Consider the following 24,985-nt stretch of genomic DNA (forward strand, 5'->3'; position numbering starts at 1 on the left):
CGCACCACACCGCTGTGACCTGGCACGACTTTCAAAATCGAGACCTCAGCAGGCTCGCGCGAGTTCATCCACGGCATTCAGGATCGCACTCTGGCTCGCCGGCTTCTGCACGATCCTGCATGTGCGGAACCCGGCCGGAATTTCACGTTCGCCATACCCGGAGAGGAAGGCGAACGGAACACCGCGCGTCCGTAACGCTTCCGCGATCGGATAGCTGGTCTCGTCGTTCAACTGGATATCCAGCAGCGCCGCGTCGATGCCGCCTTCGCCAACGAGCCGGAGTGCTGCCGTCACCGACGAAACAGGCCCAACCACCTGATGGCCGGCTTTGCGCAGGTAAGCGGCCGCGTCGTCGGCGATCAGCCATTCGTCCTCGACGATCAGCACACGCATCTTTCCGGTCACGACGAGCCCTCGCGGGTCAGAGGGAATGCAATTTCCGCCTCCAAACCATTTGAGTGGAAAGTTGTTTCAACCTTTCCGCCCAGCCTGTAGCCGATTTCTCCGCGCAGGAGGGTTAGGCCGAAGCCGATGTCGGTTGGCTCCTTGATGCGGGGACCGCCCTTCTCGCGCCAAGTGAGCCTGAAGGTTCCGTCCGCCACCGACCATTTCACGACTATCCGGCCGGCAGGTTTCGACAGTGCGCCATATTTGGCGGCATTCGTCGCCAGTTCATGGATTGCCATGCCGAAGGAAAGCCCTTGTACCGGCTTGAGGCTCACCCGTTTGCCATGGAGTTCGAACCGTTCGGCCCCGAAAGGATCGAGTTCCTGGCGCAGCAGTTCCTCGACGGAAGCTTCGGTCCAGCTTTCTCGCGAGAGCAGACTGTAGGCTCGTGACATCGCCTGCAGCCGGCCGATCAAGGCGTCGGCGAACTCGTCTTTCGACGCCGAGTTTTCGCGTGTCCGGTTGGTGATGCTGGCGACGACCGCCAGCATGTTCTTGACGCGATGGTTCAGCTCCGAGATGAGCACCTGTTGACGCTCTTCCGCCTGCGCCAGCGTCGTCACGTCGATCAGCGTCACGACGACGCCCTGGACGCCGCCGCTCTTGTCCCGATAGGGGTTGATGCGAACCAGGTGAAACCGGCCGTTGTCATCGCGCGCAAGATGATGGTTCAGGGTCTCTCCGGTCTCGAACACAGCCTGGATGTGCCGCTTCAGCTCGGGGTAGTCGAGCTGGCTCGAAAGATCGGTCAGCGGCCGGCCGACATCGGATGGACGCAAGTTGAAGAAAGATGATGCGGCGGGAGTGAAGGTCCGCACCACAAGGTTGCGGTCGAGGAAGATGGTCGCGATTTCCGTGCTTTCGAACAGGTTTCTGAGATCGCTGTTGGCGCGGTCGAGCTCCTCTATCTTGCCGGTCAGCTCCGCGTTGATGGTGTTGAGCTCTTCATTGAGTGACTGCATCTCCTCCTTCGAGGCCTCAAGCTCCTCATTGGTCGACTGCGCCTCTTCATTGACGGAGACGAGTTCCTCGTTCGAAGACTTTACCTCCTCCAGCGCGGTTTCGTATTCCTCGATGGTCGACTGCAGCCGCTCGCGTGTGTCACGCAACTCCCGTTCGAGATCGGACGCGCCGTCGGTGCCGCGGCTTTCGCGTGCCGGCTCGGAGCGTAGCTGGGCCTGTCCCACCGGATTGAACAGGACGAGGTAGAGGGGCTCGCCGTTGCCGTGCCCGGTGTACGGTTCGACCGTCAGTGTAATGAACTGAAGCTGTCCGTCGTCTTCCTCGACGGCTATGTTCTCCCGCACGACCGTGCGGCGCGTCGTGGCTGCTTCCCGCAACGCGGCGCGCAGCTCAAGTCTCAGCCCGCGGCGGGCCAGGGTCACCAGCTGCCGGCTCGGGGCGCCTTGCGGCGCCTCCAGATATTTGCCCGTCCGCGCCGAATAGTAGACGATGTCGCCATCGCCATTGACCAGCACGTGAGGCGGGGCAAACCGCTCCAGCACCTGAGCCTCGATCGCCTGGCGGAGCGAATGGCTGGCGGCGTCGTTCTTCGAGCCGCCGCGTCCGACCGGACGGAGATCCGTGCGGCCATTGCCGACAAGGACCGGCGGCCGCGGCGTGGCATGTTCCCGCGCCTGGAATATCCGGTGCTTCTTGTCGACCGTGGCAAACAGGTCACCGTGCTGACCGATGCTTTCCGACGTGCCCAGGAACAGATAACCGCCCGGCCTCAGCGCGTAATGGAAGATCGGGATGACCCGGTTCTGGATGTGCAGGCCGAAATAGATCAGCAGGTTGCGGCACGAAATCATGTCGATGCGCGAGAAGGGAGGATCGCGTATAACGCTGTGGGGTGAAAAAATGCACAGCTCGCGCACCTCTGGACCCAGTACATAGCTCTCGCCGTCGCTGTGGAAAAAGCGTTGCCTGCGCCGTGGCGATAGCCCGTGCAGCAGCGCTTCGGGATAACGCGCCGCACGTGCCACCGCGAGCGCCGGCTCGTCGATGTCGGTCGCGAATATCTGGACGCGCGGCGAAGCCGAAAGCTTGTCCATGCGCTCGCGCATCAGCATGCCGATCGAGAACACCTCTTCGCCCGTGGCGCAGCCGGGCACCCAGACACGCACCGAATCGGAGGCGTTCTTGCCTTCGAAAATCTGCGGTATGATCTTTTCCTCCAGCAATTTGAACGCTTCGGCGTCGCGAAAAAAGCTGGTGACGTTGATGAGCAGGTCGCGAAACAGCTTCGCCACCTCGTCGGGATCCCTCTTCAGCCGTTCTATGTAGGTGGTGATCGACTGCAGCTGCGTGATCTGCATGCGCCGCTTCACGCGACGCAGGAACGTCTTGGTCTTGTAGCCGGAAAAGTCGTGACCGGAATGGCTGCGCAAAATGGCATAGATTTCATCGCGGGCCCGATCCAGGTCGGCCTTGTGCTCGTCGTCCGCTTCGGCCAGTCCGCTCAGCGCCTCGAAGCCGCGGGCAAATGCCTGAAGCTTTGCACCGATCTGATCGGCGGGCGCCGCTATGTCGATCAGGCCGCTCGAAATCGCACTCTGCGGCATGTCCGGGTTGCGGGGGCCGTACCCGTTGGACGCCTGGGCTATGGTCAGCCCGCCATGCTCCTTGATTGCCCTGGCGCCGAGCGTGCCGTCCGAATCGCCACCCGACAAGATAATGCCGACCGCATACTCGCCCTGGTCCTCGGCCAATGCGCTGAAGAAGATGTCGATCGGCTTGCGCTCGCGGTTGAGCGTGTTCGGCCGGCGCAGCGAAAGCGCGCCCTTACGGATGGTGAGGACGACGTTTTGCGGCATCACATAGACCTGGTCCGGTTGCACCGTCACGCCCTCCTCGGCCACGACGACCGGCATTTCGGTGTAACGTCGGATGACCTCGTGCAGCAGGCTCTCCCGTTCCGGGCTGAGGTGCGTGACGACGACAAACGCCATGCCGGTGCCGTCGGTCAGTCCTTTGAACAGGCCCTCCATCGCCGGAATGCCGCCGGCCGATGCGCCGATGCCGACTATGGGAAATCTTCCATTCTCGGATGCCACGCCAAGCCCCTGGTAACCGCCGCGAACACGAAGCCGTCAAATCAGGCCTCAGACCCAAATCGCGCCTGAGACTAAGACCGGGCCGAGCCTCAGGCCAGCAAATAGTCCACCAACGGAACAAAGCACCGCCGGTGGGCATTAACATCTGACTTTGGAGGCGGTTCCAATGGCAAAACGACCACCTGAAATAAAGCCGGCCAAGCGAATTCTGTTGCCCTCGCCGGATCTGACCAAGTTCCCGGTATCTGAAAATATTCCGCCTCGCCTGCTCGCGCTCGCGGAACGGTTGCAAGAGGTCCTGGCTCGCCACTTTGCAGAAGTCCGCGCCGACAGCCGTAAATCCCGCAGGAAGAAGGAACAATGAGGTGCGCGACCTGCAAGGCTTGCATATCCTGATCGTCGAGGACGAATGGATGCTGGCGGGCGATCTTGCACGTTATTTCAGCAAGATGGGCGCCGTGGTGCTTGGCCCAGTAGCGACTGTCGAACAGGCATCGAAACATACGGACGAGGCGGAGGCCGCCATCCTGGACGTCAATCTCAACGGACGACGGGTATTCCCGATCGCCGACGAGTTGATGCGCCGTGGCGTGCCGTTCGTGTTTTTCAGCGGCGATGAAGACATCGTTATTCCCGAGCGCCTTCGGTATGCCAGCAGCCTTCGAAAATCCTCGAACGGCCAGGCTGTCTTCGATGCTCTCTTCCCAGCCGAGACGTCGGCATCGAAAGGAGGCCGAGCGTCGGAGCCCTCGGACGACGTGTTTTCGCTGCTGCCTAAGCTCAGGCTCGCGGCGCGCCTGCTGCTGGGAGATGTGGAGGCCTCCGACCGGCTGGTCGAGCGAACGCTTGAACAGGCCATCGGCGAAATCGACAAGAGACGGTCCGGCTCCTCCACGGAGGACTGGCTCAACGGCATCATGCGAAACATCGTCAGGGCACGCGGGCCAAGCCTGCTGCACTGACCGCGGCCGCTGTTTGCCGCGACCCTACTTCCGGCTGCGTTCGACGAATTTGTTGAAGCGGCTGGTTTTTCCGCCGCTGGTCTCATCCTGGTAGAGGAAGGCCAGTTCGTTCTCATCGAATATCCTGAAGAATTCGTCCCACTCGACGGGCTCGAACGTCTCTTCAGGCTCGCCGAAGTCGATGCGCAGTATGCCGCCCTCGCCCTTGGTGCGCACCACCGCCGGCCGCCCGTCGCGATCCTCGGCCCAACGGCGGATTTCGTCATGATCGGTGGTCGTCTTCGATTCAGACATCGCAATCTCCCTTCGATTCCACCGCAAGCCGCGAGACCCCGCGTTGCCGGCCTGCCCGGCATGCGCGCGCGGTTGGTCGAACATGGCTCCTAACACCAAGCAGCCTTCGATGTTCCCGCGCGTGGTTGAACCTACCCCGGCGAGCCTCCTGAACTTTGTTGAAGCAAGGGAACAAACCTTTCGCCCGGAAGTTTGGGGCGGCAAAGCCATTCGTATGAGGAGTTGTCGTGAAACGTATACTGGTCACGGGAGGCTGCGGTTTTATCGGCCGCCACGTCGCCCAGGAACTCGTTGAACACGGTTATGAGGTTTCAATTCTCGATGCGCTGCTGGACCAGGTGCATGGCGGCGAGGCAATCAGCCTGCCGCCAGGCGCCAAGCTAATCAAAGGCGACGTTCGCGATCGCGACGCCATCGCAGAGGCGGTCGACGATGTCGACGCGATCATTCACCTGGCGGCTGAAGTGGGTGTCGGCCAGTCGATGTACGAGATCGCCCGCTATGTCGGCGCCAACGACCTCGGCACCGCCACGTTGCTGGAGGCACTGATCAAACGGCCGATCGAACGGATCGTCGTTGCTTCCTCGATGAGCGTCTATGGCGAGGGTCTCTATGCCACGCCAGACGGCCGGCGCATCGACAATGCAAGACGGCAGCCGGACGACATCCGCAGCGGCCAATGGAATCCCCTGTCGCCGGAAGGTGAAGTCCTGTCGCCGCTGCCCACCGACGAGCAGAAACCGGTCGACCTCACCTCGATCTACGCACTGACAAAATACGCCCAGGAACGCGCCGTACTGATCTTCGGCGAAGCCTATGGCGTCGACGCGGTGGCGCTGCGCCTGTTCAATGTCTTCGGCGCCGGACAGGCGCTCTCGAACCCGTATACCGGCGTCCTGGCGAACTTCGCCTCGCGCATCGCCAATGGCCAGCGGCCGCTGATTTTCGAGGACGGCGAACAGCAGCGCGATTTCGTGCATGTACGCGACGTTGCCCGCGCCTTCAGGCTGGCGCTGGAACAGCCCCAGGCGCGCAGCCATGTCATCAACATCGGCAGCGGGCGAGCCTACGCGGTCAGCGACGTCGCCCGGCTGCTCGCCGAAGCAATGGGCGTACCTGGCCGCCAGCCGGAAATCCTCGGCAAGGCACGCTCCGGCGATATCCGCAATTGCTTTGCCGACATCTCGAAGGCGCGCGAACTGCTCGGCTTCCAGCCGCAGTACCGCCTGGAGCATTCGCTCGGCGATTTCGTGGCATGGGTGCGCAACACGGTCGCCATCGATCGCAGCGCCGAGATGAAGCGGGAACTCGAAGCGCGAGGACTGGTATCATGAGACCGGATTCACGCAATTTTCGCGAAGCGCCCGTCGCCATTATCGGCGGCAGCGGCTTCATCGGCTCCAACCTCGCCGACAGCCTGTTGTCGGATGGCGAACCGGTGCTGGTCATCGACAATCTGAGCCGTCCCGGCGTCGAGCAGAACCTCGAATGGCTGACGCAAAAGCACGGCAGCCGCCTCACCGTCGAAATAGCCGACATCCGCGACGCCGAGGCGCTGATGCCGCTGGTGGCTGGTTCGAAGGCGGTTTTCCACCTTGCCGCGCAGACCGCCGTCACCACGAGCCTGGTTCGGCCGGACGAGGATTTCGACGTCAACCTGCGCGGGACGTTCAACGTCCTGGAAGCCGCTCGCCGCAGCGGCAAGCGCATCCCCGTCGTTTTCGCCAGCACCAACAAGGTCTATGGCCGCCTCGCCGACCTCGCCATGCGCGAAGAGGACGGCAAATACGCGCCTTGCGATGCGGCCATCCGCGCGCACGGCATCGATGAGACGCGCGGCCTCGATTTCTGCACGCCCTATGGCTGCTCCAAGGGCGCGGCGGACCAGTATGTCCTCGACTACGCCAAGTCATACGATCTGCCGACGGCGGTGCTGCGCATGAGCTGCATCTATGGCCCGCGCCAGTTCGGGACGGAGGATCAGGGCTGGGTCGCGCATTTCCTGCTCAGCGCCTTTTCCGACCGGCCGATCACCATCTATGGCGACGGCAAGCAGGTGCGCGACATCCTCCACGTTGCCGATGCGGTCTCGGCCTACCGCGCCGTGCTCGACCGGATCGAGGCGGTCAAGGGCCAGGCATTCAATCTCGGCGGCGGACCGGAAAACGCCGTCAGCCTGCGCATGCTGCTGAAGGAGATTCGCGACCTAACGAAACGGGACGTTCCGATCCGTTACGACCGCGAACGCACCGGCGATCAACCGTTCTTTGTCGCCGACACACGCGCGATCGAGGCGGCGCTGGGATGGAAAGCGCACGTCTCGTGGCAAAACGGCATTCGCGACCTCGCCGACTGGCTGCAGCGTCATCGCCTCGACCCGCATCCCGAACCGGCGAGGTACGTGGCATGAAGGTCGCTCTGGTCAATCCGTCCTGGACGTACCAGGACAGCATCTATTTCGGCTGCCGCCAGCCGCATCTGCCGCTCGAACTCGGCTATTCGAAAGCCTTGCTCGAAGCCGCCGGCCATAAGGCGCTGATGCTGGACGGGCAGATCCAGAAGCTCGACAACGCCGCGCTAGCCGATCGCGTCGCCGCCTTCGAGCCTGACATGACCGTCGTCAGCACCGCGCCGACCTACCTGTTCTGGCGCTGCGCACCGCCCGAGTTGCGCGTGCCGGCCGATTTCCTCAACCATCTTGCCGGGCGCGGCGGCCGCACCGTCGCCGTCGGGCCGCATGGTTCGGCGACGCCGACGCCGACTTTGCGCAAGCTTGGCGTCGACATCGTCGTGCGCGGCGAATGCGAGGAAGTGGTCGCGGAACTTGCCCGGCGCGACGACTGGAGTGCGGTGCCGTCCACGGCCCATTTCGAGGATGGAAAACTGGTCTCGAACGGCGGCGTCCATGCGAGCTCGTTCATCGATCACCCAGCGCTCGAATGGCCATCGGACTGGATTGCCGCGCATCAGCATCATCATCACCGCTTCGACGACGACCAGGTCGGTTTCGGAGCCGAGGTCGAAGCGTCGCGCGGCTGCCCTTATAATTGCAGCTTCTGCGCCAAGATCGATTTCCGCGATGCCTACCGCCGCAGGAACCACGAGGCGGTGATCGCCGAGATCGACCGGCTGATCGCCCAGGGTGTCGGCTACATCTACTTCATCGACGAGATCTTCCTGCCGCAAAAGGCATTGCTGGAAGCGCTGGTCGATCGCGATGTGAAGTTCGGCGTGCAGACGCGTATCGACCTCTGGAAACCGGAACTGCTGAAGCTGCTCGGCGCCGCCGGTTGCGTCTCGATCGAGGCGGGCCTCGAAAGCCTGACAGTGGAAGGCCGCGCCATGCTGGCAAAACGCTGCCGGCTGGGAACCGAGGAGCTGGCCGCGTTGCTGGTCGATGCAAGGCGCCACGTGCCGTTCGTGCAGGCCAATCTGATCGGCGTGGTCGAGGACGACCCCGCGCTGGTCGACTATTGGCGAAAGCACCTGATCGACAACGGCGTTTGGGCCAACGAGCCGGTGCCGCTTTATCCCTATCCGAGTTCGCCCAGCTATCGCGAACTTTGGGGCGAGCCCGACGATCTCGCCTGGGAGCGCGCGCATGAACATTACCTCGCATCCTTCCGAACATTCAGCGACATCCAGGAGAAGCGTCCGCGTCCGCTGGCCGAATTGGAGGCCACATGTTGCGGACACTGAGCCCGCCACCGCGGCGTATCCTGATGACTGTCGATGCCGTTGGCGGCGTCTGGCGCTATGCGCTCGATCTGGCCAGGCAACTGGTCGCCGGCGGCGACAGCGTCCTGCTTGCCGGGCTTGGTCCGGAACCGTCCAGGCAGCAGGCCGAGGAGGCCCAGTCATTCGCGGCGCTGACCTGGCTCAACACGCCGCCTGACTGGATGACCCGCAACGAGCACGACCTCGACGCATTGCAGCAGGAGCTGCACCCGCTCATCCGTGACTACGCCATCGAAATCGTCCATCTCAACGCGCCGACGCAGGCCGCGGGGCTCGACGTGCCCTGCCCGGTCGTGGCGGTGTCGCATTCCTGCGTGGTGACATGGTTCCACGCCGTCAAGGGACAGGCGGCGGACGGCGAATGGGCCTGGCAGAAGGACCGCAACCGGCGCGGTTTCGACAAAGCAGGCATGGTCGTTGCACCGAGCCGCAGCCATGCCGACATGCTCGAAACCTGCTACGGGCCGATCGCACGCCTGAGCGTCGTCGGCAACGGCGCGCGGCCCGGCCCGAAGAGCGAAAAGCGGGAATCGGTCGTCTTCGCGGCTGCGCGCTGGTGGGACGAAGGAAAGAATGCGGCGGTGCTGGACCGGGCCGCCTCCCTGACGCAATGGCCGGTTTTCGTCGCCGGCTCCTTGCAAGGCCCGGACGGCCAGCATGTTGGCTTCAGTCACGCCGTTCCGCTCGGGCCGGTACCGCATGAGGAAGTGCGCTTGCTGATGGCGCGGGCCGGCATTTTCGTATCGCCGTCGCTCTACGAACCGTTCGGCCTGGCCACCCTGGAGGCCGCGATGTCGAAGACGCCTTTGGTGCTCGCCGATATCTCGACCTATCGCGAATTGTGGGACGGCGCGGCCAGGTTCTACGACGCACGCGATCCGGGCGATCTCGCCAGATGCATCAATAGCCTTTGCAGCGACGCGCAGCGCCGGCGAGAGCTCGGTGAGGCAGCCGCCCGCCGAAGCCGCAGATTTTCATTGGCAAGACAGGCGACCGCCATGCGCGGCGTCTACGACAAGGCGGCCCTGGCCACCATGGCGGATAGTTGATTATGCGGTTTTTATTCTACACCCATTCGATCGTTTCCGACTGGAACCACGGCAACGCACATTTCCTGCGCGGCATCATGCGTGAGCTGGTCGCGCGCGGGCACCAGGCGATCGCGCTGGAGCCCGCCGACGGCTGGAGCCGGTCGAACCTGCTGGCCGAGAAAGGGTCCTTCGCAATCGAGCGATTCCGGAAGGACTTTCCCGAGCTGATGCCGGTCACCTATGACGCCGCATTCGACCACGAAGCCTGGATCTCCGATGCCGATGTGGTGATCGTGCATGAGTGGACCGCGCCGGACCTTGTCGCGCGGCTAGGCAGGGCGAAAGCAATTGGCGGCCGTTTCACGCTGCTGTTCCACGACACGCACCATCGCGCCATCTCGGCCACGCAAGCGATTTCCGCCTTGCAGCTTGAACATTACGATGGCGTGCTCGCCTTCGGCGAGGCGCTGCGGGAAAGCTATCTCCGCGCCGGATGGGGCAAGCGGGTCTTCACCTGGCACGAGGCAGCCGATGACCATCTGTTCCAGCCCCATCCTGAAATCGAGCGGAGTTCCGACCTTATCTGGATCGGCAATTGGGGCGACGACGAGCGCAGTGCCGAAATCAGCGAGTTCCTGGTCGGCCCGGTGCGTGAGCTCGGCCTGAGCGGCACCGTCCACGGCGTTCGCTATCCGCGCGAGGCGCTCGCCGACCTTGCAGCCGCCGGCCTGCGCTACGAAGGCTGGATCGCCAATGCCGACGTGCCGAAGGCATTCGCGGCGAGCCGCATCACGGTTCACATCCCGCGGCGCCCATACCGCGAAAGCCTGCCCGGCATCCCGACCATCCGCATGTTCGAGGCGCTCGCCTGCGGCATTCCGCTTGTTTCGGCACCCTGGTCCGATGTCGAACGCTTGTTCAGGCCCGGCACCGATTTCCTGTTTGCAAACACCGGCTTCGAGATGCGGCATCATCTTCGCGCCGTGCTGCGTGACGCGGATCTCGCCGCATCTCTGGCGACATCGGGCCTCGAGACCATTCGCTCACTGCACACATGCCGGCATCGGGCGGATGAACTGTTCGGCGTGCTCGCCGAATGCGGGCACCGCCAAGCCGCCGACACGATCCTTGCAAAGGAGGCCGCCGAATGAAGATCGCATTTTACGGGTCGAGCCTGCTGTCGTCCTATTGGAACGGCGCGGCCACCTATTACCGCGGACTGCTCAAGGCCCTGGCAAGGCTCGGCTATGACATCACCTTCTACGAGCCGGACGTCTACGATCGCCAGAAGAACCGCGACATCGAAGCGCCGGACTGGTGTGCCGTCGTCGTCTACGAGGCCACCCCGCATGCCATGATGCAGGTGGCGGCGCGGGCGGCGGAGGCAGATATCGTCGTCAAGGCAAGCGGCGTCGGTTTCGCCGACGACGCGCTGTTGCGGGCAGTGCTCGATTACGCCCGTGCCGATGCGCTCACCGTATTCTGGGATGTCGACGCACCGGCGACGCTTGGCCAATTGCGCGACGAGCCCGATCATCCGCTGCATCGCGCGCTGCAGGAAATCGACCTCGTGCTGACTTATGGCGGCGGCGACCCGGTGGTCTGGGCCTATCGGGCAATGGGGGCCGCCGAATGCGTCCCGATCTACAACGCGCTCGATCCGGAAACGCATCATCCGGTCGGCAAGGACATGCGCTTTGCCTGCGATCTCGCCTTTCTCGGCAACCGGTTGCCGGACCGCGAGGCGCGCGTCGAGGCCTTCTTCCTCGACCCGGCCGGCCGCTCGGCCGATCAGCGCTTCCTGCTCGGAGGATCGGGCTGGGGCGACAAGCAGATGCCCGCCAACGTCCGATGGCTCGGCCATGTCGGCACGCGCGACCACAATGCATTGAACGTCACGGCCAAGGCGGTGCTGAACATCAGCCGCGACAGCATGGCGGCCAACGGCTTTTCACCTGCGACGCGCGTTTTCGAAGCGGCGGGCGCCGGCGCCTGCCTCATCACCGACGCCTGGCTCGGTGTAGACCTGTTCCTGAAACCCGGCGAGGAAATCCTGGTCGCGCGCGATGGCGACGATGTCGGCGAGATCATGCAAAGCCTTAGCGCCGAACGGGCCAAGGCGATCGGGGCATCTGCGCTTCGGCGCGTGCTTGGCGAACATACCTATACGACACGTGCCGTTTTGGCCGACGCCATTTTCAGGCGCCATTTCGAGCGTCCGACCGTGGAGGCGGCAGAATGACGAAGCCGCTCGACATCGTCTTTCTTGGCCTGTCGCTCTCCTCATCCTGGGGAAACGGCCACGCCACCACTTTCCGGGGGCTGCTTAAAGGTCTCCACGAACTCGGCCACCGCGTCACCTTTCTCGAACGCGACGTGCCGTGGTACGCAAGTCACCGGGATCTGCGCGATCCCGATTTCTGCGCCTTGCGCTACTATGAAACGACCGATGATCTTCGCCGCAATTTTGCGCGCTGCCTGCGCGAGGCCGATATCGTGGTCGTCGGTTCCTTCGTTCCGGAAGGCCCTGAAATCATCGACGTCGTGGCATCGCTGTGCACGGGTCAGTTCTGCTTCTACGACATCGACACGCCGGTCACGCTGGCAAAGCTTTCAAGCGATGATTGCGAGTATATTGCCAGGCGGCAGGTCCCGTATTTCGACGTCTACTTCTCCTTCACCGGCGGGCCGACGCTTGCCCGTCTGACGGCGGAATTCGGCGCGAGGCGCGCCGAGCCGCTCTACTGCTCCGTCGACCCGGAACGGCATCACGGAACCGGCGATCCAATCCGCTGGGATCTCGGCTATCTCGGCACCTACAGCCTCGACCGCCAGGCGACGCTGGAGGCCCTCCTGTTCGAACCGGCGCGCCGCATGCCGGAGCGCCGCTTCGTCGTGGCCGGCTCGCAATATCCGCGCGAAATCGCCTGGCCGGACAATGTCGATCGCATCGAACACCTGCCGCCGGCAGATCACGCGGCCTTTTACAGCCGCCAACGCTACACGCTGAACGTCACGCGCAGTTCCATGATCGCGGCCGGCTGGTCGCCCAGCGTGCGACTCTTCGAGGCGGCCGCCTGCGGCACGGCGATCATCAGCGATCGCTGGGCCGGACTGGACAGCCTGTTTCCAGAGCGGACGATCCACACGGCGCGCAGGACCGAGGACGTAATCGGTATCCTGTCCGGGGAATCCGATGGCGCCCGGCTTGCCATGGCCAAGCAGGCGCGCGTGCTCATCCTGGCAGCTCACACAAGCATCGCAAGAGCCCGCGAATTCGTTTCGCTGGTGGCGCAGGCCAAATCGCCACGTTCTGTTCTCGATCTGGATGTCGAGAGCGCAGCATGACCCGCAGACGGGAGAAGATAGAGATGCAGCTATCAAGAAAGGCGCAACGGACCAGGACCGTGCTTGTCGCCGGCGGCGCAGGCTTCCTCGGTTCGCATCTTTGCGAGACAATGCTCCAGGCTGGCTGGCGCGTGATCTGCGTCGACAATTTCCTTACCGGCCGCATGGAGAACATAGCATCGATCGCCGATCGTCCGGATTTTCGGCTGGTCAAGCAAGACATTTGCCGGCCGCTGGAGCTTGGCGAACCGGTCGACCACATCTTCAACATGGCATGCGCGGCCTCGCCGCCGCGTTACCAGGCCGACCCGGTCCACACGACACGGACTTGTGTCATCGGGACGCTCAATCTGCTGGAGCTCGCCGCTCGTAATGGCGCCCGGTTCCTGCAGGCGTCCACCAGCGAAATTTATGGCGATCCCGAACAGCATCCGCAGAAGGAGGACTATGTCGGCCACGTGAACTGCATCGGCCCCCGCGCCTGCTATGACGAAGGCAAGCGCACCGCCGAAACCCTGTGTTTCGACTATTTGAGAATGGGAAAAGCCGATATCCGTGTCGCGCGCATCTTCAACACCTATGGTCCCAGGATGGACCCTGCGGACGGACGGATCGTTTCCAATCTGATCATGCAGGCACTCGAGAGACAGCCGCTGACGATATTCGGCGACGGGCTGCAGACCAGGTCGTTCTGCTACGTTTCCGATCTGGTCGACGGCTTGATCCGGTTGATGGAGGTCGATCCCAATCCGCGCCAGCCGGTCAATCTGGGCAATCCGGGGGAGTTCACCATCCTGCAACTGGCGAGCCTGGTGAGAGGCATGACCGCAACCAAATCGGGCCTGAGATTCCTGCCGCTGCCGCAAGACGATCCTCGTCGTCGGCAACCCGACATTTCCCGCGCGAGGAAGCTTCTCGGCTGGTCGCCAAAAGTGCCGCTCAGGCAAGGTTTGATGCGCACGATCGACTATTTTGCCGAGCTTGAGACGGCGCAGATGATCGACAGAAGACGTCGAATTGCCGCCACCGTGCGTTCTGCTTCAGGCCGGCTGCAAAATCTGCCGGCCTGATAGCGGGGAGCGTCCAGCCGCTGCTTGGTCATGACGGAAAGCGCGGTCGTTGCGGATTCGGTCACTTTTTCTCGTCGCGGGAACAACCCGTCCAGCTTCTGGTTCTGCCAAGGTACCGGCATGGAGACGATTGTGCATCCCAAACGATCCGCCAAAGACATCGAACAAATGGCCGCAAGAGAGACGGCTGCCTTCCTGCGGCGCGCCTCCATCACCTATCTGGAATGTTGCGTGAGCCTGATGCTGACGCATCTTCAGCGCGAGGAGGTAGCGGCCATCCTCGAAAAGGAAGCGGATATGCTTCGCCGGCTTGACTGATCCTGGTCGAGCGGCGGCAGGTTGCCTTGGCTTTCCAGGAAACGAAGCAACATCGCCGCATAACGTCTTGCCGCGGCCGCCAGCCGGATCTGTTCCCGACCGTCGCCCGATCGCTGAGCCATGCTCCACAAGCCAAGCTGGAAGGCGAGATAGCAGGGCTCGTAGTAGCGGACCAGATCGGCATCGACCGGACGAGACGTAGTCGCCTCGACAGCTTTGCACAGCGCCGCAGTCGCTGCATTGGAGAGGCTGTATTCGACACGGGCGCCGGCAATGTCCCAGGCGATATCCTGGCAGCCGATCAGATCGTGCGATCGGCAATGGTCGAGGGCGTCCGTCTTGACCAGCGTTCCACTGCGCGAAAGGATGAACTCCCACGGATGAAGCCGCCCGTCGATCTCGACCCGCTGCATGGTCTTGGGTGGAACCTGTTTCGAGAACCAGTTCCGCAACTCCGCCGCGCGGCTTTCGCCCAGCCCCTCACTTGTATTCTGCAGGGCGATGTCGGCAAGCGCCTCCAGCGAGGCGCCCGGCTCGGAGGCGGGCAGATTGGCTGCGCGCCAGGCCAGATAATGTCCGAGATGCGCGACTACTTTTTCTTTCGAAAGCCTTGCCCGGTCCAGCGTTGTACCGTCGATCCAGCGTTCAACGAGAAAGCCATGGCACAGCCCGGCGACGTCCGGGCCAAACCGTGCATCGTGCAGCCTGCTGGCAGTCTCGGCCTTGTGCATTCCGATTTCACCGAGGCCGACGAATTTGACCGACCATTTTTCCCGGCCCGCAGAAGCAAGAAACTTTCGCCGCTCGAAGCCGCGATGGACGGGTGGCCAATGATCCTGCGAGCCATAGTGCAAGCGACGCCACTCTCCGGCGGATGTTTCCGTCAGGCTGACCGCTGTGCGGCCGATCGTCCTGGCTACCCAATCCCGCAGCGCCGGCAGAGCGGATCCAGCGGTGAAAGTCCGTTCGAAATCCGCGGTGTGTTTTTGGCAAACCGTCCACGCCTCCCGACTGTCCGCCGATGCCTCGGGGCCCGGGCCACCCAAATGGCTGGGGAACAGATGGATGCGCCCGGCATCGATGCCCAGCGCTTGCAGCCATGCGACGACGGCGTGGAACGAGCTGCCTGACAGGCCCGGGCCTTCGTCGACGACAGCGAAATGGGCCGATGGCCTTGTCCTCCAGCCGCTGATCAGTTCCGGATCGGCGGCAAGCCGCCTGCGAAACGGATGACCGGTCGGACGGACGCTGACGGGTGCCGGTGCGCCGATGGCCGCCGCCACCATCGCTGCCAGTCCCATGCCGATGCTGCGGATGCCGATCACGCATGTGTTCGCATCGAGACCCGACTGCCGTGCGGCGACGAAATAGCTTTCCGGATAGAGCGCATAGTGGGCATATCCTTCAGCCGTGCCGGTCAGGATTTCGCCATCGCAATCCAGTTCGGCCAGCATTCGCGGCACTTCGGCATCGACCGGCCCATCGATGGCGTATTCGGCGTCCCACGATCTGCCCACGTCCCGCGCCAAGCCGACCAGGAGGTTCGCGCCCGCGATCCGTTGTGGGGAATTCCGATCCGTGCCCTTGGTCTCGAATTCAGCATCGGCGAGGCCCTGGACCAGTTCCGAAGCCTTGATGAACAGGCCGACCAGTGCTGCGTGCCGTCCGATCCCGCTTGGCATGTCCGCAATGTGCCCGGCCGCGTCGCAGGCCGAGGCGCGAACATTTCGCGCGCTCTGAATTCGCTTGTGGTCGCCATAGACGATCATTGTCCCGTCCGGGTTGGTCCCACCCCCAGCTGCACAACTCGGCGAGCGCTACTTTGATCCACCATCGGTTGCACGATTTTTGCAGCCGGCAAGGAACAATCAGCGAGGCAGGTGGTTTGGCACGAAGAACTTACCTTCAACAGCATAGGCAGCGGTTTCGTGGGATCGAAGAAAGTTCGGATCGGAATAGTCGGCGTGGGCAACTGCGCCTCCTCCCTTGTTCAGGGCATCACCTATTACCGCGACGCAAGGAGCAATGAGCCCATACCCGGGCTGATGCATGCCGATCTTGGCGGCTACCATGTCAGGGATATCGAGGTGGCCTGCGCTTTCGATGTCGCCAAGGGCAAGGTCGGACGCGATGTGGCAGACGCGATCTACAGCGCGCCGAACAATACTTTCCGCTTTGCCAATGTGGCGCCCACCGGCGCTCGCGTTGAACGCGGGCCAACGCTGGACGGCATCGGCAAATACCTGCGTGACGAGATCGAGGAGGCCGACGAGCCGGTCGCAAATGTCGGCAATATCCTCGCCGAAAGCGGCGCCGAAATTCTGGTGTCCTATCTGCCTGTCGGTTCGGAGGAGGCAACGCACTTTTATGCCGAGTGCGCGCTCGAGGCGGGCTGCGCCTTCGTCAACTGCATACCAGTCTTCATCGCCTCGCGGCCGGAGTGGCGCCGGCGCTTCGAGCAGCACGGCCTGCCGCTGATCGGCGACGACATCAAGAGCCAGGTCGGTGCGACGATCGTCCACCGGCTGCTCGCCAACCTGTTTCGCGAGCGCGGCGTTCGCATCGACCGCACCTACCAGCTCAATTTCGGCGGCAACACCGATTTCCTCAACATGCTGGAGCGCGAGCGGCTGGAATCGAAGAAGATCTCAAAGACCCAATCCGTCACCAGCCAGCTCGACGTTCCCCTGGAGCCCGGCAACATTCATGTCGGGCCGAGCGACCACGTTCCCTGGCTGACCGACCGCAAGTGGGCCTATATCCGGGTCGAAGGCACGACCTTCGGCGGCGTGCCGCTGAATGCCGAGCTCAAGCTGGAAGTGTGGGATTCGCCCAATTCGGCCGGCGTCGTCATCGATGCGGTGCGTTGCGCCAAGCTGGCGCTCGATCGCGGCATCGCGGGCGCGCTGACCGGTCCCTGCAGCTATTTCATGAAATCGCCGCCCGAGCAGTTCACCGACGCGGAAGCCCGCCAGCGCACGCTCTCTTTCATTGCCGGCAAGGACGAGCCGATGCTCGATGCCGCGGAATGACGACGACGTTCTTTCTGGTGCGCCACGCCGCGCACGATAATGTCGGCCGTTACCTTGCCGGACGGATTGCTGGCGTGTGCCTCGGCGAAGCCGGCAAGGCACAGGCCTCGCACCTGGCAGACCGCATGGCACGCGAGGCGATAGCGGCAATCTTCTGCAGCCCTCGCGAACGCACGCAGGAGACGGCCAATCCGATGGCGCTCGCCTGCAATGCCGGTGAAATCGTGATCCGCGAGGAACTCGATGAGATCGACTTCGGCACCTGGTCGGGAAAGACCTTCGAGGAGCTGAACCAGGATGCCGACTGGCGGGTGTGGAATGACCAGCGCCAGCAGGCGAGAACACCGAGCGGCGAGACCATGCTGGACGTGCAGCAACGCGTCGTCTCGCTGATCGAGCAGGTCCGCGGCACCTACCAGAACCAGTGCGTTGCACTGGTCAGCCATGCCGACGTCATCAAGGCCGCGGTGTGCAAAGTGCTCGGCCTGTCGCTGGGAAACTGCTTTCGCTTCGATATCGACCCAGCGTCGATCACCACGATTGTTTTGGGAGACTGGGGGTCGAAGCTGATCAGACTCAACGAAGCTGCCTGACGAGGAATTGCCGGATGCGCATGGTCATTTTCGGTCTTACCGTGACATCGTCGTGGGGCAATGGCCACGCCACGCTGTGGCGCGGCTTGATCCGGGCGATGGCCGGGCTGGGCTGGTCCATCACCTTCTTTGAACGCAACACTCCCTATTATGCCGGGACGCGCGACCTCGACCAGTTGGATGGCGGCAGCCTTGTCCTTTACCCGGATTGGGAGGACATCCAGCGCGTTGCCGAGCAGGCGATGAATGAGGCCGATGTGGTCATCGTAACCTCCTATTGCCCCGATGCCGTGAGCGCGTCGCGCCTTGCCCACCAGGCCTGTCGCGGGCTGAAGGTGTTCTACGATCTGGATACGCCGGTGACGCTGGCGCGGATCGAACAAGGTGATCCTCCGGCCTATTTCGGGCCGGAAGGGCTTCGCGATTTCGATCTCGTGCTGAGCTACACGGGAGGAACCGCCTTAGACGCATTGCGGTCGATGCTGGGTGCACGCCGCGTCATGCCGCTCTACGGCCATGTCGATCCAGAGCGACACCGGCCGGCCCCGCCCAGGCCGGAGTTTGCCGGCGACCTTTCCTATCTCGGGACCTATGCGGCAGACCGCCAGGCCGGAGTCGAGAGGCTGCTGGTCAGCCCAGCTGCGCGCCTGCCGGTTCGCCGTTTCATTATTGGCGGCGCACAATATCCGCAAGAATTCCCGTGGAGCGACAATATCTTCTTCGTCCGGCATCTGCCGCCGGCCGACCACCCCGCCTTCTTTTCATCTTCACGACTGACCCTGAACGTGACCCGCGAGGCGATGGCCGAACGGGGCTGGTGCCCTTCCGGCCGGTTGTTCGAGGCCGCTGCTTGCGGTGCCGCGATGGTGAGCGACACGTGGCCCGGACTGGAGGCCTTTTTCAGGCCCGGTGAAGAGATCGTCGTGGCCAACAGCACCGACGACGTGGTTGCCGCACTCGAACTGTCCGACGCCGAGCTTGACGCGATCCGCCGCCGGGCGCGCGAGCGGGTGCTGGACGAACACACCTCGGCGCGGCGCGCGAAGGAATTCGACCGCATCCTGTCCGATGCACTGCACGGCTCCAAGCATGGCGAGCCGTTGAAGGAGGCAGTTTGATGTTGGGCATCGTGCCCGCAGCCGGACGGGGAAGCCGCATCCAGCCGCTCGGCTTTTCGAAGGAGCTTCTGCCGGTCGGCAGCCGCATCGACGGCAACACCGAGCGGCCTTGCGCGGTCAGCGAATACCTGGTGCGCCGCATGGTGCGCGCGGGGGCCGACAAGATCTGCTTCGTCATCGGCTCGGGTAAATCGGATATCCTCGAATATTATTCTGCCGGCTATGCCGACGCGACTGCACTGTTTGTGGTGCAGCCCTCTCCGGTCGGCCTTTGCGACGCCATCTTCCGCGCCGCGCCGCTCGTCGCAGCCGACGAGACCGTTCTGGTCGGGCTGCCCGATACGATCTGGTTTCCCGAAGACGGCTTCCTGGCCCTCCCGGACGACGGCCTGTCCTTCCTGCTGTTTCCGGTGGACCAGCCGGAGTTCTTCGATGCCGTCGTTGTCGATGAGGACGACCGGGTGAAGCAAATCCAGGTCAAGCAGCAGAATGCCCAATCGAACTGGATCTGGGGTGCGTTCAAGATGCCCGGCCGCACCCTTCACCGGCTCGCCGCGCTGTGGCGGGAACGGGACCGGTGCGACGAATATATCGGCACGCTGGTCAACGCCTATCTCGCCGCCGGAGGCGAAGCCTATGGCATCAAGGCTGGCACCGCCTATGTCGACGTCGGTACCTTCAACGGCTACCGCACCGCACTGCGGCTGCTTGAAAGCGCCGCCGGTACCAAGGACGACCAAGCCGCCATTACGCTGCCCGGCCACCAGCACGTTCCTATCCTCGCAGGCGAAGGAGGCTAGCCATGCTGCATTCCGATGCCGAGATCCGCCGCCGTATCGATGCGCTCGGCCCATGGTTCCACAACATGGAACTGGCCGGCATCGAAACCGCTCCCGATCATTTCCTTGGCAACTATCCGCTGATCAAATGGCGCAAATTCGCCGACGCGATTCCCGCCGATCTTTCCGGCAAGGCGGTGCTCGACATAGGCTGCAACGCGGGTTTCTATTCGATCGAGATGAAACGCCGCGGCGCCGGCCGCGTGCTTGGCATCGATTTCGATGAGGCTTACCTGGCGCAGGCGCGCTTTGCCGCTGAGGTAGCGGACTGCGACATCGAATTCCGGCAGCTCTCGGTCTACGACGTTGGCGCGTTGCGCGAGCGGTTCGACATCGTGCTGTTCATGGGCGTGCTGTACCATTTGCGCCATCCCTTGCTCGCTCTCGATCTGATCCGGGAGCATGTCGCCGACGACCTAATGATCTTCCAGTCGATGCAGCGCGGCAGCACCAACGTGCCGGCGCTCGAGCAGAACTATCATTTCTGGACCCACGACCTGTTCGACCGACCGGAGTTCCCAAAGCTGCATTTCATCGAGCATCGTTACGCCGACGACCCAACCAACTGGTGGATTCCCAATCGCGCCTGCACCGAAGCCATGCTGCGCAGCGCCGGCTTCGAGATCGTGCTGCAACCGGAGCAGGAGGTCTATTTCTGCCGCACCGCCGACGTACCGGCCGGCGGCGGCGGCGTCTACCCGTCGAAAGGACAGATAAATGATTGAAGCCGCGATGATCTGGAACGAGCCCAACAACAAATCCCACTGGGATCCCGAGCTCGACCCCGACTGGAGCCGCTTCGCCAATACGGCAATCCTGGCCGCCGACGCGATCGCGTCGGAGAATTCCGCCTTGACCAAAGTCCTTGGCGGCATCTCGCCGATCGATGCCGGCTTCATGACAAGGATGAAGGAGTTCGGCGTGCTCGATCATGTCGACGCGGTCGCCGTGCACGGCTTTCCGCTCGACTGGAACCTCTGGCAGATCCACGAATGGCCGCAGAAGATCGGCGAGATCTCGGCCGTTACCGATCTTCCGGTATGGGTCAGCGAGGTCGGCGTATCGACCTTCGGCGCCGAGGAGGTACAGGTCTGGGGCCTGCGCCGGACCGCGGAATTGCTGATCGGCAATGCACCGCGCATCCAATGGTACAGCCTCTACGACCTGCCGCGCGAGTGGGAAGCGACGACGCGCCATCGCGAGGCGGAAGGCTCGTCTTACTATCGCCATTTCTACATGGGCCTGCTTCGCCAGGACGGCACACCAAAGCCCGCGCTCGAGGAGTTCCTGCACCACACGCCGGCAATGGGACTGGTGCAGTGGTTCCATTTCGAAGATCACCGGCTGGACGACGCCGTTGCCTGGATGAAACGGCTCGGCGTCACCAATCTGCGCACCGGACTTTCCTGGGCCGACAGCTTCAGGCCCAACGCGCTTGACTGGTTCGACCGGCAGATGGAGGCGTTGGCCGACTTCGACGTGACCGTTACTTTCTGCTTCACGCCGGAACATCGCGGAATGATGCCGCACCACAGCAGTCCGCCGCTGGTGCCGGAGGAGTTCGCTGAGTTCTGCGCGGCAATGACGCGCCGCTATGCCGGCAGCATCGCTGCCCCTTCAGTCGGCAGGCTGCGCGCCTCCGCGGCGTGAGGAGCTTCGGCGCTCCAGCCATGACGCTCACCGTCCTCAACGTCGCCTATCCCCTCGCCCCGGTCGGGCCGGATGCGGTCGGTGGTGCCGAGCAGGTGCTTTCGATGCTCGACCAGGCGCTCGTACAGGCCGGACACCGCTCGATCGTGATCGGCTGCCAGGGCTCGAGCGCTGCGGGTGTCCTCATCGAGACGCCGGCCGAACCGGGCGTGCTCGATGAAGCGGCGAAGCGCCGGGCGCAGCGTGCTCATCGCGCCGCAATTGCCACTGCGCGCGCTCGCTGGCCGATCGACGTGGTGCATTTGCACGGTATCGATTTCGATGCCTATCTGCCGGGCGACGGGCCGACTTTGGTGACCCTGCATTTGCCGCTCGACTGGTATCCAGCCGACGCTCTCAATCCGGCGCGGGGGGACCTGTGGCTGCATGCGGTATCAGCGGCTCAGCAAAGAACCGCGCCGCCGGGCGCCAGGCTGATCGGGCCGATCCCCAATGGAGTGGACATCGACGCGCTGAGCGAGCCGCAGGCCAAGCGCGACTTTGCGCTCGTGCTCAGCCGCGTCTGCCCGGAAAAGGGCATCCATCTGGCGCTGGACGCAGCCAAGAAGGCCAGCGTGCCGCTGGTCATCGGCGGCAAAGTCTACCCCTATGAAACCCACACAGCGTATTTTCGCGACGAGGTCGAACCCCGGCTGGACGATCGGCGCCGCTTCCTTGGTCCGCTCGGCTTTGTCGCCAAGCGGCGCCTGCTGAACACAGCCCGCTGCCTGGTCATCCCGAGCCTTGCCGCGGAAACCAGTTCGCTCGTCGCCATGGAGGCGCTCGCCTGCGGCACCCCCGTGGTGGCCTTCCCGAATGGCGCAATGCCGGATGTGGTCGAGCATGGCAAGACCGGGTATCTGGTCGGGAATGTCGACGAGATGGCGGATGCCATCGTTGCCGCACCCGGCCTGAACCCCGAGACCTGCCGGGCCGAGGCGCGGCGGCGCTTTTCACTCGACCGCATGGTTTCCTCCTACATGGACGCCTATCGGGCGCTGGCACGGCTCGGCACAGACAGCGGGCAGCTCGCGACGGCGAAGTGAGGGGGACATGCTCCGCAGTGAGATCATCGACGATCCGGCGGACCTCGAAGCCCTCGAGCCGCACTGGTGGGAGCTTTGGTCGCGCAGTCCCTCGGCGACGCCGTTCCAGTCTCCCGCATGGCTGATGCCGTGGTGGCGGACATTCGCTCCCGGCGAGCTAGCGACGGTCGCCGTCTGGAGTGGCGACGATCTGGTCGGCCTGGCGCCACTCTATCTGGAACATCAGGAATCCGGCGCGCGATTGCTTCCGCTCGGGATTTCGTTGAGCGACTATCTGGATGTCCTTTGCATTCCCGAAACCGCCGAACCGGTCGCCCTCGCCATCGCCGACATGGTTCTTTCCGTCGGCTGGTCACAGTGGATCTTGCAGGACTTGCCGCCGGGCGCCGCCGGCCTTGCCATCCGGCATGCCGCGCTCGAATCGTGCCAAGCCGTCGGTCACGCCGCTTGCCCGGTGCTCGCTCTCGCCGGCGACCAGACGCTTCAAGGCTGTGTTCCGGCGCGGCGGAGGCGCCAACTGCGGCGCGCCCACAGGGCCGCGTCGAGACGCGGCCGGGTCTCCATCGAACCCGCTTTGTCCGATCCGCAGACATTCCTCGATCACCTGATCCGCCTTCACCGCGCGCGCTGGGCCGGACACGGCGACGGCGTTCTGTCCGATACCCGCGTGGAAGAATTCCATCGTCAGGCGCTGCCGCAGCTGGCCGCACAAGTGCTTGCCCGATGCTGGCTCATCACGATCGGTGACGCGATCGTGGGCGCCTATTACGGGTTCCATCATCGTGGCCGCGCTTACGCTTATCTCGGTGGCTTCGATCCGGCCTATGCGGAGGAAAGTCCCGGCGCGCTGCTCATCGGCCAGGCGATAAGGCAGGCGATCTGCGAAGGCGCGGAAGAGTTCGATTTTCTGCGCGGACAAGAGGCTTACAAATACAGCTGGGGCGCCGTCGACCGGTGGACGATGCGCAAGATCTGGACGCGGAGCAAAGGGCGATGAGCGCGACCCAGCCTGGATCTCGGCGGTCGACATCGGCAAGGCGGATGCTGGAGGACTGCATGGCAGACGGTGCCGGCGTCGAAGCCGTCATCGCCAGGCTGGCTCTCCGTTTCGAGACAGGAATCGAAGCCGCAGAACTGGCGAAGATTGCGCAAAACACACACTCGACCGATCCGCGAAAGACGGCAAAACTGCAACGGATTGCGGACCTGCTTCAGCGCAGGCCCGAGATCTTCGCCACGCTGCGCAAAACGGGTGCTGCCGTTCGGCACGAACGCGGCGAGGGAGAGACCGACGATGCGGTTGTCAAGCGGCTGGCGGCCGGGTTTGACGCGGCGGCGGCGATCTCCCCGGCGGCGAGCGTCCAGCTGTCATCGCTGGGCAATGAGGAAAAGCTCTCGGCCGCGACGGCTGAGATCGTTGCATGGCTGGAGAGGTGGGGCTTTACCGGCACCAGCCGCGACATACTGGATATCGGCTGTGGTATCGGTCGGTTCGAACAGGCGCTCTCCACTCTGTCGCATCGGATCGTCGGCAGCGATATATCCCCAGCGATGATCTCGATCGCCCGCCGGCGATGCGCCGGGCTCGGCAATGTGGAATTCCGCTCTACCCGCGGTTTCGATCTTGCCGATTTCCGGGATGCCAGCTTCGACCGCGTGCTGGCCGTCGACAGCTTTCCCTATCTGGTGCTGGCCGGCCTTGCGGAGCGGCATTTCGTGGAAGTCGCGCGCGTGCTGAAGAGGCCGGGCATGGCCGTGCTTTTGAATTATTCATATCGCGGATCGCCGGCGCTGGATCGCGCCGATGTCCATGACTTCGCCAATGCCAATGGCATGCAAGTCCTCGTCGACGGCGAAAAGCCGTTCCGGCACTGGGACGGCGAAGCCTTCCTGCTTACGATTTCCGGCGGAACATTGCGGCCCAACGCCGGTTCGGATGCCGAACGGGATAAGCCGCTATTCGACAGTATGAAGGAGGACAAGATGGCGTCCGGCAGCAAGAAGCACATCGGTCGCGGCAGTCACGGCAAAGGCGCTGGCGCTGGCGCGATGACCGATCTTCCCAAGGACAAGATCGGAGAGAACGCCGTTCTGTCCAACAGAGACAAGAAGCAGCACACCAAGGAGCGTGGGCTCGACGGCAATCGGGTCAAATCCGAGCAGTACCAGGATCATTCAGCGGATCGGCGGCCTGAAGACTGATCGTTGCGGCAGCATGTGGCTTGCAGCCGGCGAGCAATTGAAACGCAGCGAGAGCCCACTGCTGAGGAAGCTGTGCAAGGACCGAAGCCGGTCGCATGGATAGCCTGCAAATTCTTGCAAACTCGCACTGTTGCCACCAGAGTGAGGTGAAGGGACCAACATTTGCCAAGAGAACGCGATGTCTCGCTCAAGGGAAGAT

At 63.5% G+C, this 24,985-nt stretch carries 24 protein-coding genes and 1 pseudogene; 21 read left to right on the forward strand and 4 right to left on the reverse strand.

The window, feature by feature from the left end:
• Positions 1 to 45: 45 nt before the first annotated feature.
• On the reverse strand, positions 46 to 393 hold the full coding sequence (locus NKI19_RS08955; protein ID WP_352488492.1) for a response regulator: 348 nt from the start codon (positions 391 to 393) through the stop codon (positions 46 to 48).
• An 8-nt stretch (positions 394 to 401) separates the two neighbouring features.
• Positions 402 to 3,506: a CheR family methyltransferase gene (locus NKI19_RS08960; RefSeq protein ID WP_352488490.1), complete on the reverse strand. Its 3,105-nt coding sequence runs from the start codon at positions 3,504 to 3,506 to the stop codon at positions 402 to 404.
• Between the two features lie 166 nt (positions 3,507 to 3,672).
• On the opposite strand from NKI19_RS08960, the gene NKI19_RS08965 reads away from it, so the two are divergent.
• Together NKI19_RS08965 and NKI19_RS08970 are read left to right on the forward strand one after the other, a co-directional pair.
• Positions 3,673 to 3,870 (forward strand): hypothetical protein, encoded by a 198-nt coding sequence (locus tag NKI19_RS08965; RefSeq protein ID WP_352488488.1) that lies wholly within the window; start codon positions 3,673 to 3,675, stop codon positions 3,868 to 3,870.
• A 1-nt stretch (position 3,871) separates the two neighbouring features.
• On the forward strand, positions 3,872 to 4,468 hold the full coding sequence (locus NKI19_RS08970; RefSeq protein ID WP_352488487.1) for a response regulator: 597 nt from the start codon (positions 3,872 to 3,874) through the stop codon (positions 4,466 to 4,468).
• A 24-nt stretch (positions 4,469 to 4,492) separates the two neighbouring features.
• Here the strand turns inward: NKI19_RS08970 and NKI19_RS08975 are convergent, their stop codons facing one another.
• Entirely contained in the window at positions 4,493 to 4,762 is a 270-nt protein-coding gene (locus NKI19_RS08975) for a hypothetical protein (RefSeq protein ID WP_352467978.1), read from the reverse strand.
• 227 nt (positions 4,763 to 4,989) lie between these two features.
• Between NKI19_RS08975 and NKI19_RS08980 the strand changes: the two genes are divergently transcribed.
• Genes NKI19_RS08980 through NKI19_RS09020 form a run of 9 tightly spaced genes read left to right on the forward strand, consistent with a single transcriptional unit; the run spans position 4,990 to position 14,267 of the window.
• Positions 4,990 to 6,096, forward strand: a complete 1,107-nt coding sequence (locus tag NKI19_RS08980; RefSeq protein ID WP_352564814.1) for an NAD-dependent epimerase/dehydratase family protein — start codon at positions 4,990 to 4,992, stop codon at positions 6,094 to 6,096.
• Complete coding sequence (locus NKI19_RS08985) at positions 6,093 to 7,172, forward strand: NAD-dependent epimerase/dehydratase family protein (RefSeq protein ID WP_352564816.1); 1,080 nt, start codon at positions 6,093 to 6,095, stop codon at positions 7,170 to 7,172. The genes NKI19_RS08980 and NKI19_RS08985 overlap by 4 nt, the downstream gene beginning before the upstream one ends.
• Positions 7,169 to 8,461, forward strand: a complete 1,293-nt coding sequence (locus NKI19_RS08990; protein ID WP_352564818.1) for a TIGR04295 family B12-binding domain-containing radical SAM protein — start codon at positions 7,169 to 7,171, stop codon at positions 8,459 to 8,461. Before NKI19_RS08985 ends, NKI19_RS08990 begins: the two co-directional genes overlap by 4 nt.
• Complete coding sequence (locus NKI19_RS08995; RefSeq protein ID WP_352564820.1) at positions 8,446 to 9,549, forward strand: glycosyltransferase family 4 protein; 1,104 nt, start codon at positions 8,446 to 8,448, stop codon at positions 9,547 to 9,549. The genes NKI19_RS08990 and NKI19_RS08995 overlap by 16 nt, the downstream gene beginning before the upstream one ends.
• A gap of 2 nt (positions 9,550 to 9,551) precedes the next feature.
• A complete protein-coding gene (locus tag NKI19_RS09000) occupies positions 9,552 to 10,682 on the forward strand; it encodes a CgeB family protein (RefSeq protein WP_352564821.1) in 1,131 nt (376 codons plus the stop codon).
• Complete coding sequence (locus NKI19_RS09005; protein ID WP_352564822.1) at positions 10,679 to 11,773, forward strand: CgeB family protein; 1,095 nt, start codon at positions 10,679 to 10,681, stop codon at positions 11,771 to 11,773. The genes NKI19_RS09000 and NKI19_RS09005 overlap by 4 nt, the downstream gene beginning before the upstream one ends.
• Positions 11,770 to 12,879 (forward strand): CgeB family protein, encoded by a 1,110-nt coding sequence (locus NKI19_RS09010; protein WP_352564824.1) that lies wholly within the window; start codon positions 11,770 to 11,772, stop codon positions 12,877 to 12,879. Before NKI19_RS09005 ends, NKI19_RS09010 begins: the two co-directional genes overlap by 4 nt.
• Positions 12,880 to 12,902: 23 nt before the next feature.
• Complete coding sequence (locus NKI19_RS09015) at positions 12,903 to 13,949, forward strand: UDP-glucuronic acid decarboxylase family protein (RefSeq protein WP_352564826.1); 1,047 nt, start codon at positions 12,903 to 12,905, stop codon at positions 13,947 to 13,949.
• A 24-nt stretch (positions 13,950 to 13,973) separates the two neighbouring features.
• The gene (locus tag NKI19_RS09020) at positions 13,974 to 14,267 is read left to right on the forward strand and encodes a hypothetical protein (RefSeq protein ID WP_352564828.1); all 294 of its coding nucleotides are present in this window, start codon (positions 13,974 to 13,976) and stop codon (positions 14,265 to 14,267) included.
• Here NKI19_RS09020 and NKI19_RS09025 read toward each other — a convergent pair.
• The gene (locus NKI19_RS09025) at positions 14,204 to 16,036 is read right to left on the reverse strand and encodes a hypothetical protein (RefSeq protein ID WP_352564830.1); all 1,833 of its coding nucleotides are present in this window, start codon (positions 16,034 to 16,036) and stop codon (positions 14,204 to 14,206) included. The genes NKI19_RS09020 and NKI19_RS09025 overlap by 64 nt on opposite strands.
• Before the next feature lie 159 nt (positions 16,037 to 16,195).
• On the opposite strand from NKI19_RS09025, the gene NKI19_RS09030 reads away from it, so the two are divergent.
• The 10 genes and pseudogenes from NKI19_RS09030 to NKI19_RS09075 all read left to right on the forward strand — a co-directional run bounded on the left by NKI19_RS09030 (position 16,196) and on the right by NKI19_RS09075 (position 24,786).
• Positions 16,196 to 17,299, forward strand: a complete 1,104-nt coding sequence (locus NKI19_RS09030) for an inositol-3-phosphate synthase (RefSeq protein ID WP_352564832.1) — start codon at positions 16,196 to 16,198, stop codon at positions 17,297 to 17,299.
• Complete coding sequence (locus NKI19_RS09035; RefSeq protein WP_352564834.1) at positions 17,296 to 17,892, forward strand: histidine phosphatase family protein; 597 nt, start codon at positions 17,296 to 17,298, stop codon at positions 17,890 to 17,892. The genes NKI19_RS09030 and NKI19_RS09035 overlap by 4 nt, the downstream gene beginning before the upstream one ends.
• 14 nt (positions 17,893 to 17,906) lie before the next feature.
• Positions 17,907 to 19,010, forward strand: a complete 1,104-nt coding sequence (locus NKI19_RS09040; protein WP_352564835.1) for a CgeB family protein — start codon at positions 17,907 to 17,909, stop codon at positions 19,008 to 19,010.
• On the forward strand, positions 19,010 to 19,810 hold the full coding sequence (locus NKI19_RS09045; protein WP_352564837.1) for a nucleotidyltransferase family protein: 801 nt from the start codon (positions 19,010 to 19,012) through the stop codon (positions 19,808 to 19,810). Before NKI19_RS09040 ends, NKI19_RS09045 begins: the two co-directional genes overlap by 1 nt.
• A 2-nt stretch (positions 19,811 to 19,812) precedes the next feature.
• Positions 19,813 to 20,574, forward strand: a complete 762-nt coding sequence (locus NKI19_RS09050; RefSeq protein ID WP_352564839.1) for a TIGR04290 family methyltransferase — start codon at positions 19,813 to 19,815, stop codon at positions 20,572 to 20,574.
• A complete protein-coding gene (locus NKI19_RS09055) occupies positions 20,567 to 21,499 on the forward strand; it encodes a glycoside hydrolase 5 family protein (protein ID WP_352564841.1) in 933 nt (310 codons plus the stop codon). The genes NKI19_RS09050 and NKI19_RS09055 overlap by 8 nt, the downstream gene beginning before the upstream one ends.
• Before the next feature lie 20 nt (positions 21,500 to 21,519).
• Positions 21,520 to 22,584: a glycosyltransferase family 4 protein gene (locus NKI19_RS09060; RefSeq protein WP_352488469.1), complete on the forward strand. Its 1,065-nt coding sequence runs from the start codon at positions 21,520 to 21,522 to the stop codon at positions 22,582 to 22,584.
• Positions 22,585 to 22,591: 7 nt separating this feature from the next.
• A complete protein-coding gene (locus NKI19_RS09065; protein WP_352564843.1) occupies positions 22,592 to 23,581 on the forward strand; it encodes a GNAT family N-acetyltransferase in 990 nt (329 codons plus the stop codon).
• Between the two features lie 59 nt (positions 23,582 to 23,640).
• Positions 23,641 to 24,372 (forward strand): annotated as a pseudogene (locus NKI19_RS09070) (class I SAM-dependent methyltransferase); the annotation flags it as partial.
• A 195-nt stretch (positions 24,373 to 24,567) separates the two neighbouring features.
• The gene (locus NKI19_RS09075) at positions 24,568 to 24,786 is read left to right on the forward strand and encodes a hypothetical protein (protein WP_023676213.1); all 219 of its coding nucleotides are present in this window, start codon (positions 24,568 to 24,570) and stop codon (positions 24,784 to 24,786) included.
• Positions 24,787 to 24,985: the final 199 nt, after the last annotated feature.

It is taken from the genome of Mesorhizobium sp. M0751, assembly GCF_040320265.1.
GTDB lineage: Bacteria > Pseudomonadota > Alphaproteobacteria > Rhizobiales > Rhizobiaceae > Mesorhizobium.

Coding starts and splice junctions, on each gene's coding strand:
- NKI19_RS08955 (WP_352488492.1), bottom strand. CDS start 393: ATGCGTGTGCTGATCGTCGAGGACGAATGGCTGATCGCCGACGACGCG.
- NKI19_RS09035 (WP_352564834.1), top strand. CDS start 17,296: ATGACGACGACGTTCTTTCTGGTGCGCCACGCCGCGCACGATAATGTC.
- NKI19_RS08975 (WP_352467978.1), bottom strand. CDS start 4,762: ATGTCTGAATCGAAGACGACCACCGATCATGACGAAATCCGCCGTTGG.
- NKI19_RS08990 (WP_352564818.1), top strand. CDS start 7,169: ATGAAGGTCGCTCTGGTCAATCCGTCCTGGACGTACCAGGACAGCATC.
- NKI19_RS09055 (WP_352564841.1), top strand. CDS start 20,567: ATGATTGAAGCCGCGATGATCTGGAACGAGCCCAACAACAAATCCCAC.
- NKI19_RS09045 (WP_352564837.1), top strand. CDS start 19,010: ATGTTGGGCATCGTGCCCGCAGCCGGACGGGGAAGCCGCATCCAGCCG.
- NKI19_RS08965 (WP_352488488.1), top strand. CDS start 3,673: ATGGCAAAACGACCACCTGAAATAAAGCCGGCCAAGCGAATTCTGTTG.
- NKI19_RS08995 (WP_352564820.1), top strand. CDS start 8,446: ATGTTGCGGACACTGAGCCCGCCACCGCGGCGTATCCTGATGACTGTC.
- NKI19_RS09060 (WP_352488469.1), top strand. CDS start 21,520: ATGACGCTCACCGTCCTCAACGTCGCCTATCCCCTCGCCCCGGTCGGG.
- NKI19_RS09065 (WP_352564843.1), top strand. CDS start 22,592: ATGCTCCGCAGTGAGATCATCGACGATCCGGCGGACCTCGAAGCCCTC.
- NKI19_RS09025 (WP_352564830.1), bottom strand. CDS start 16,036: ATGATCGTCTATGGCGACCACAAGCGAATTCAGAGCGCGCGAAATGTT.
- NKI19_RS09040 (WP_352564835.1), top strand. CDS start 17,907: ATGCGCATGGTCATTTTCGGTCTTACCGTGACATCGTCGTGGGGCAAT.
- NKI19_RS09050 (WP_352564839.1), top strand. CDS start 19,813: ATGCTGCATTCCGATGCCGAGATCCGCCGCCGTATCGATGCGCTCGGC.
- NKI19_RS09005 (WP_352564822.1), top strand. CDS start 10,679: ATGAAGATCGCATTTTACGGGTCGAGCCTGCTGTCGTCCTATTGGAAC.
- NKI19_RS09010 (WP_352564824.1), top strand. CDS start 11,770: ATGACGAAGCCGCTCGACATCGTCTTTCTTGGCCTGTCGCTCTCCTCA.
- NKI19_RS09000 (WP_352564821.1), top strand. CDS start 9,552: ATGCGGTTTTTATTCTACACCCATTCGATCGTTTCCGACTGGAACCAC.
- NKI19_RS08985 (WP_352564816.1), top strand. CDS start 6,093: ATGAGACCGGATTCACGCAATTTTCGCGAAGCGCCCGTCGCCATTATC.
- NKI19_RS09015 (WP_352564826.1), top strand. CDS start 12,903: ATGCAGCTATCAAGAAAGGCGCAACGGACCAGGACCGTGCTTGTCGCC.
- NKI19_RS09075 (WP_023676213.1), top strand. CDS start 24,568: ATGGCGTCCGGCAGCAAGAAGCACATCGGTCGCGGCAGTCACGGCAAA.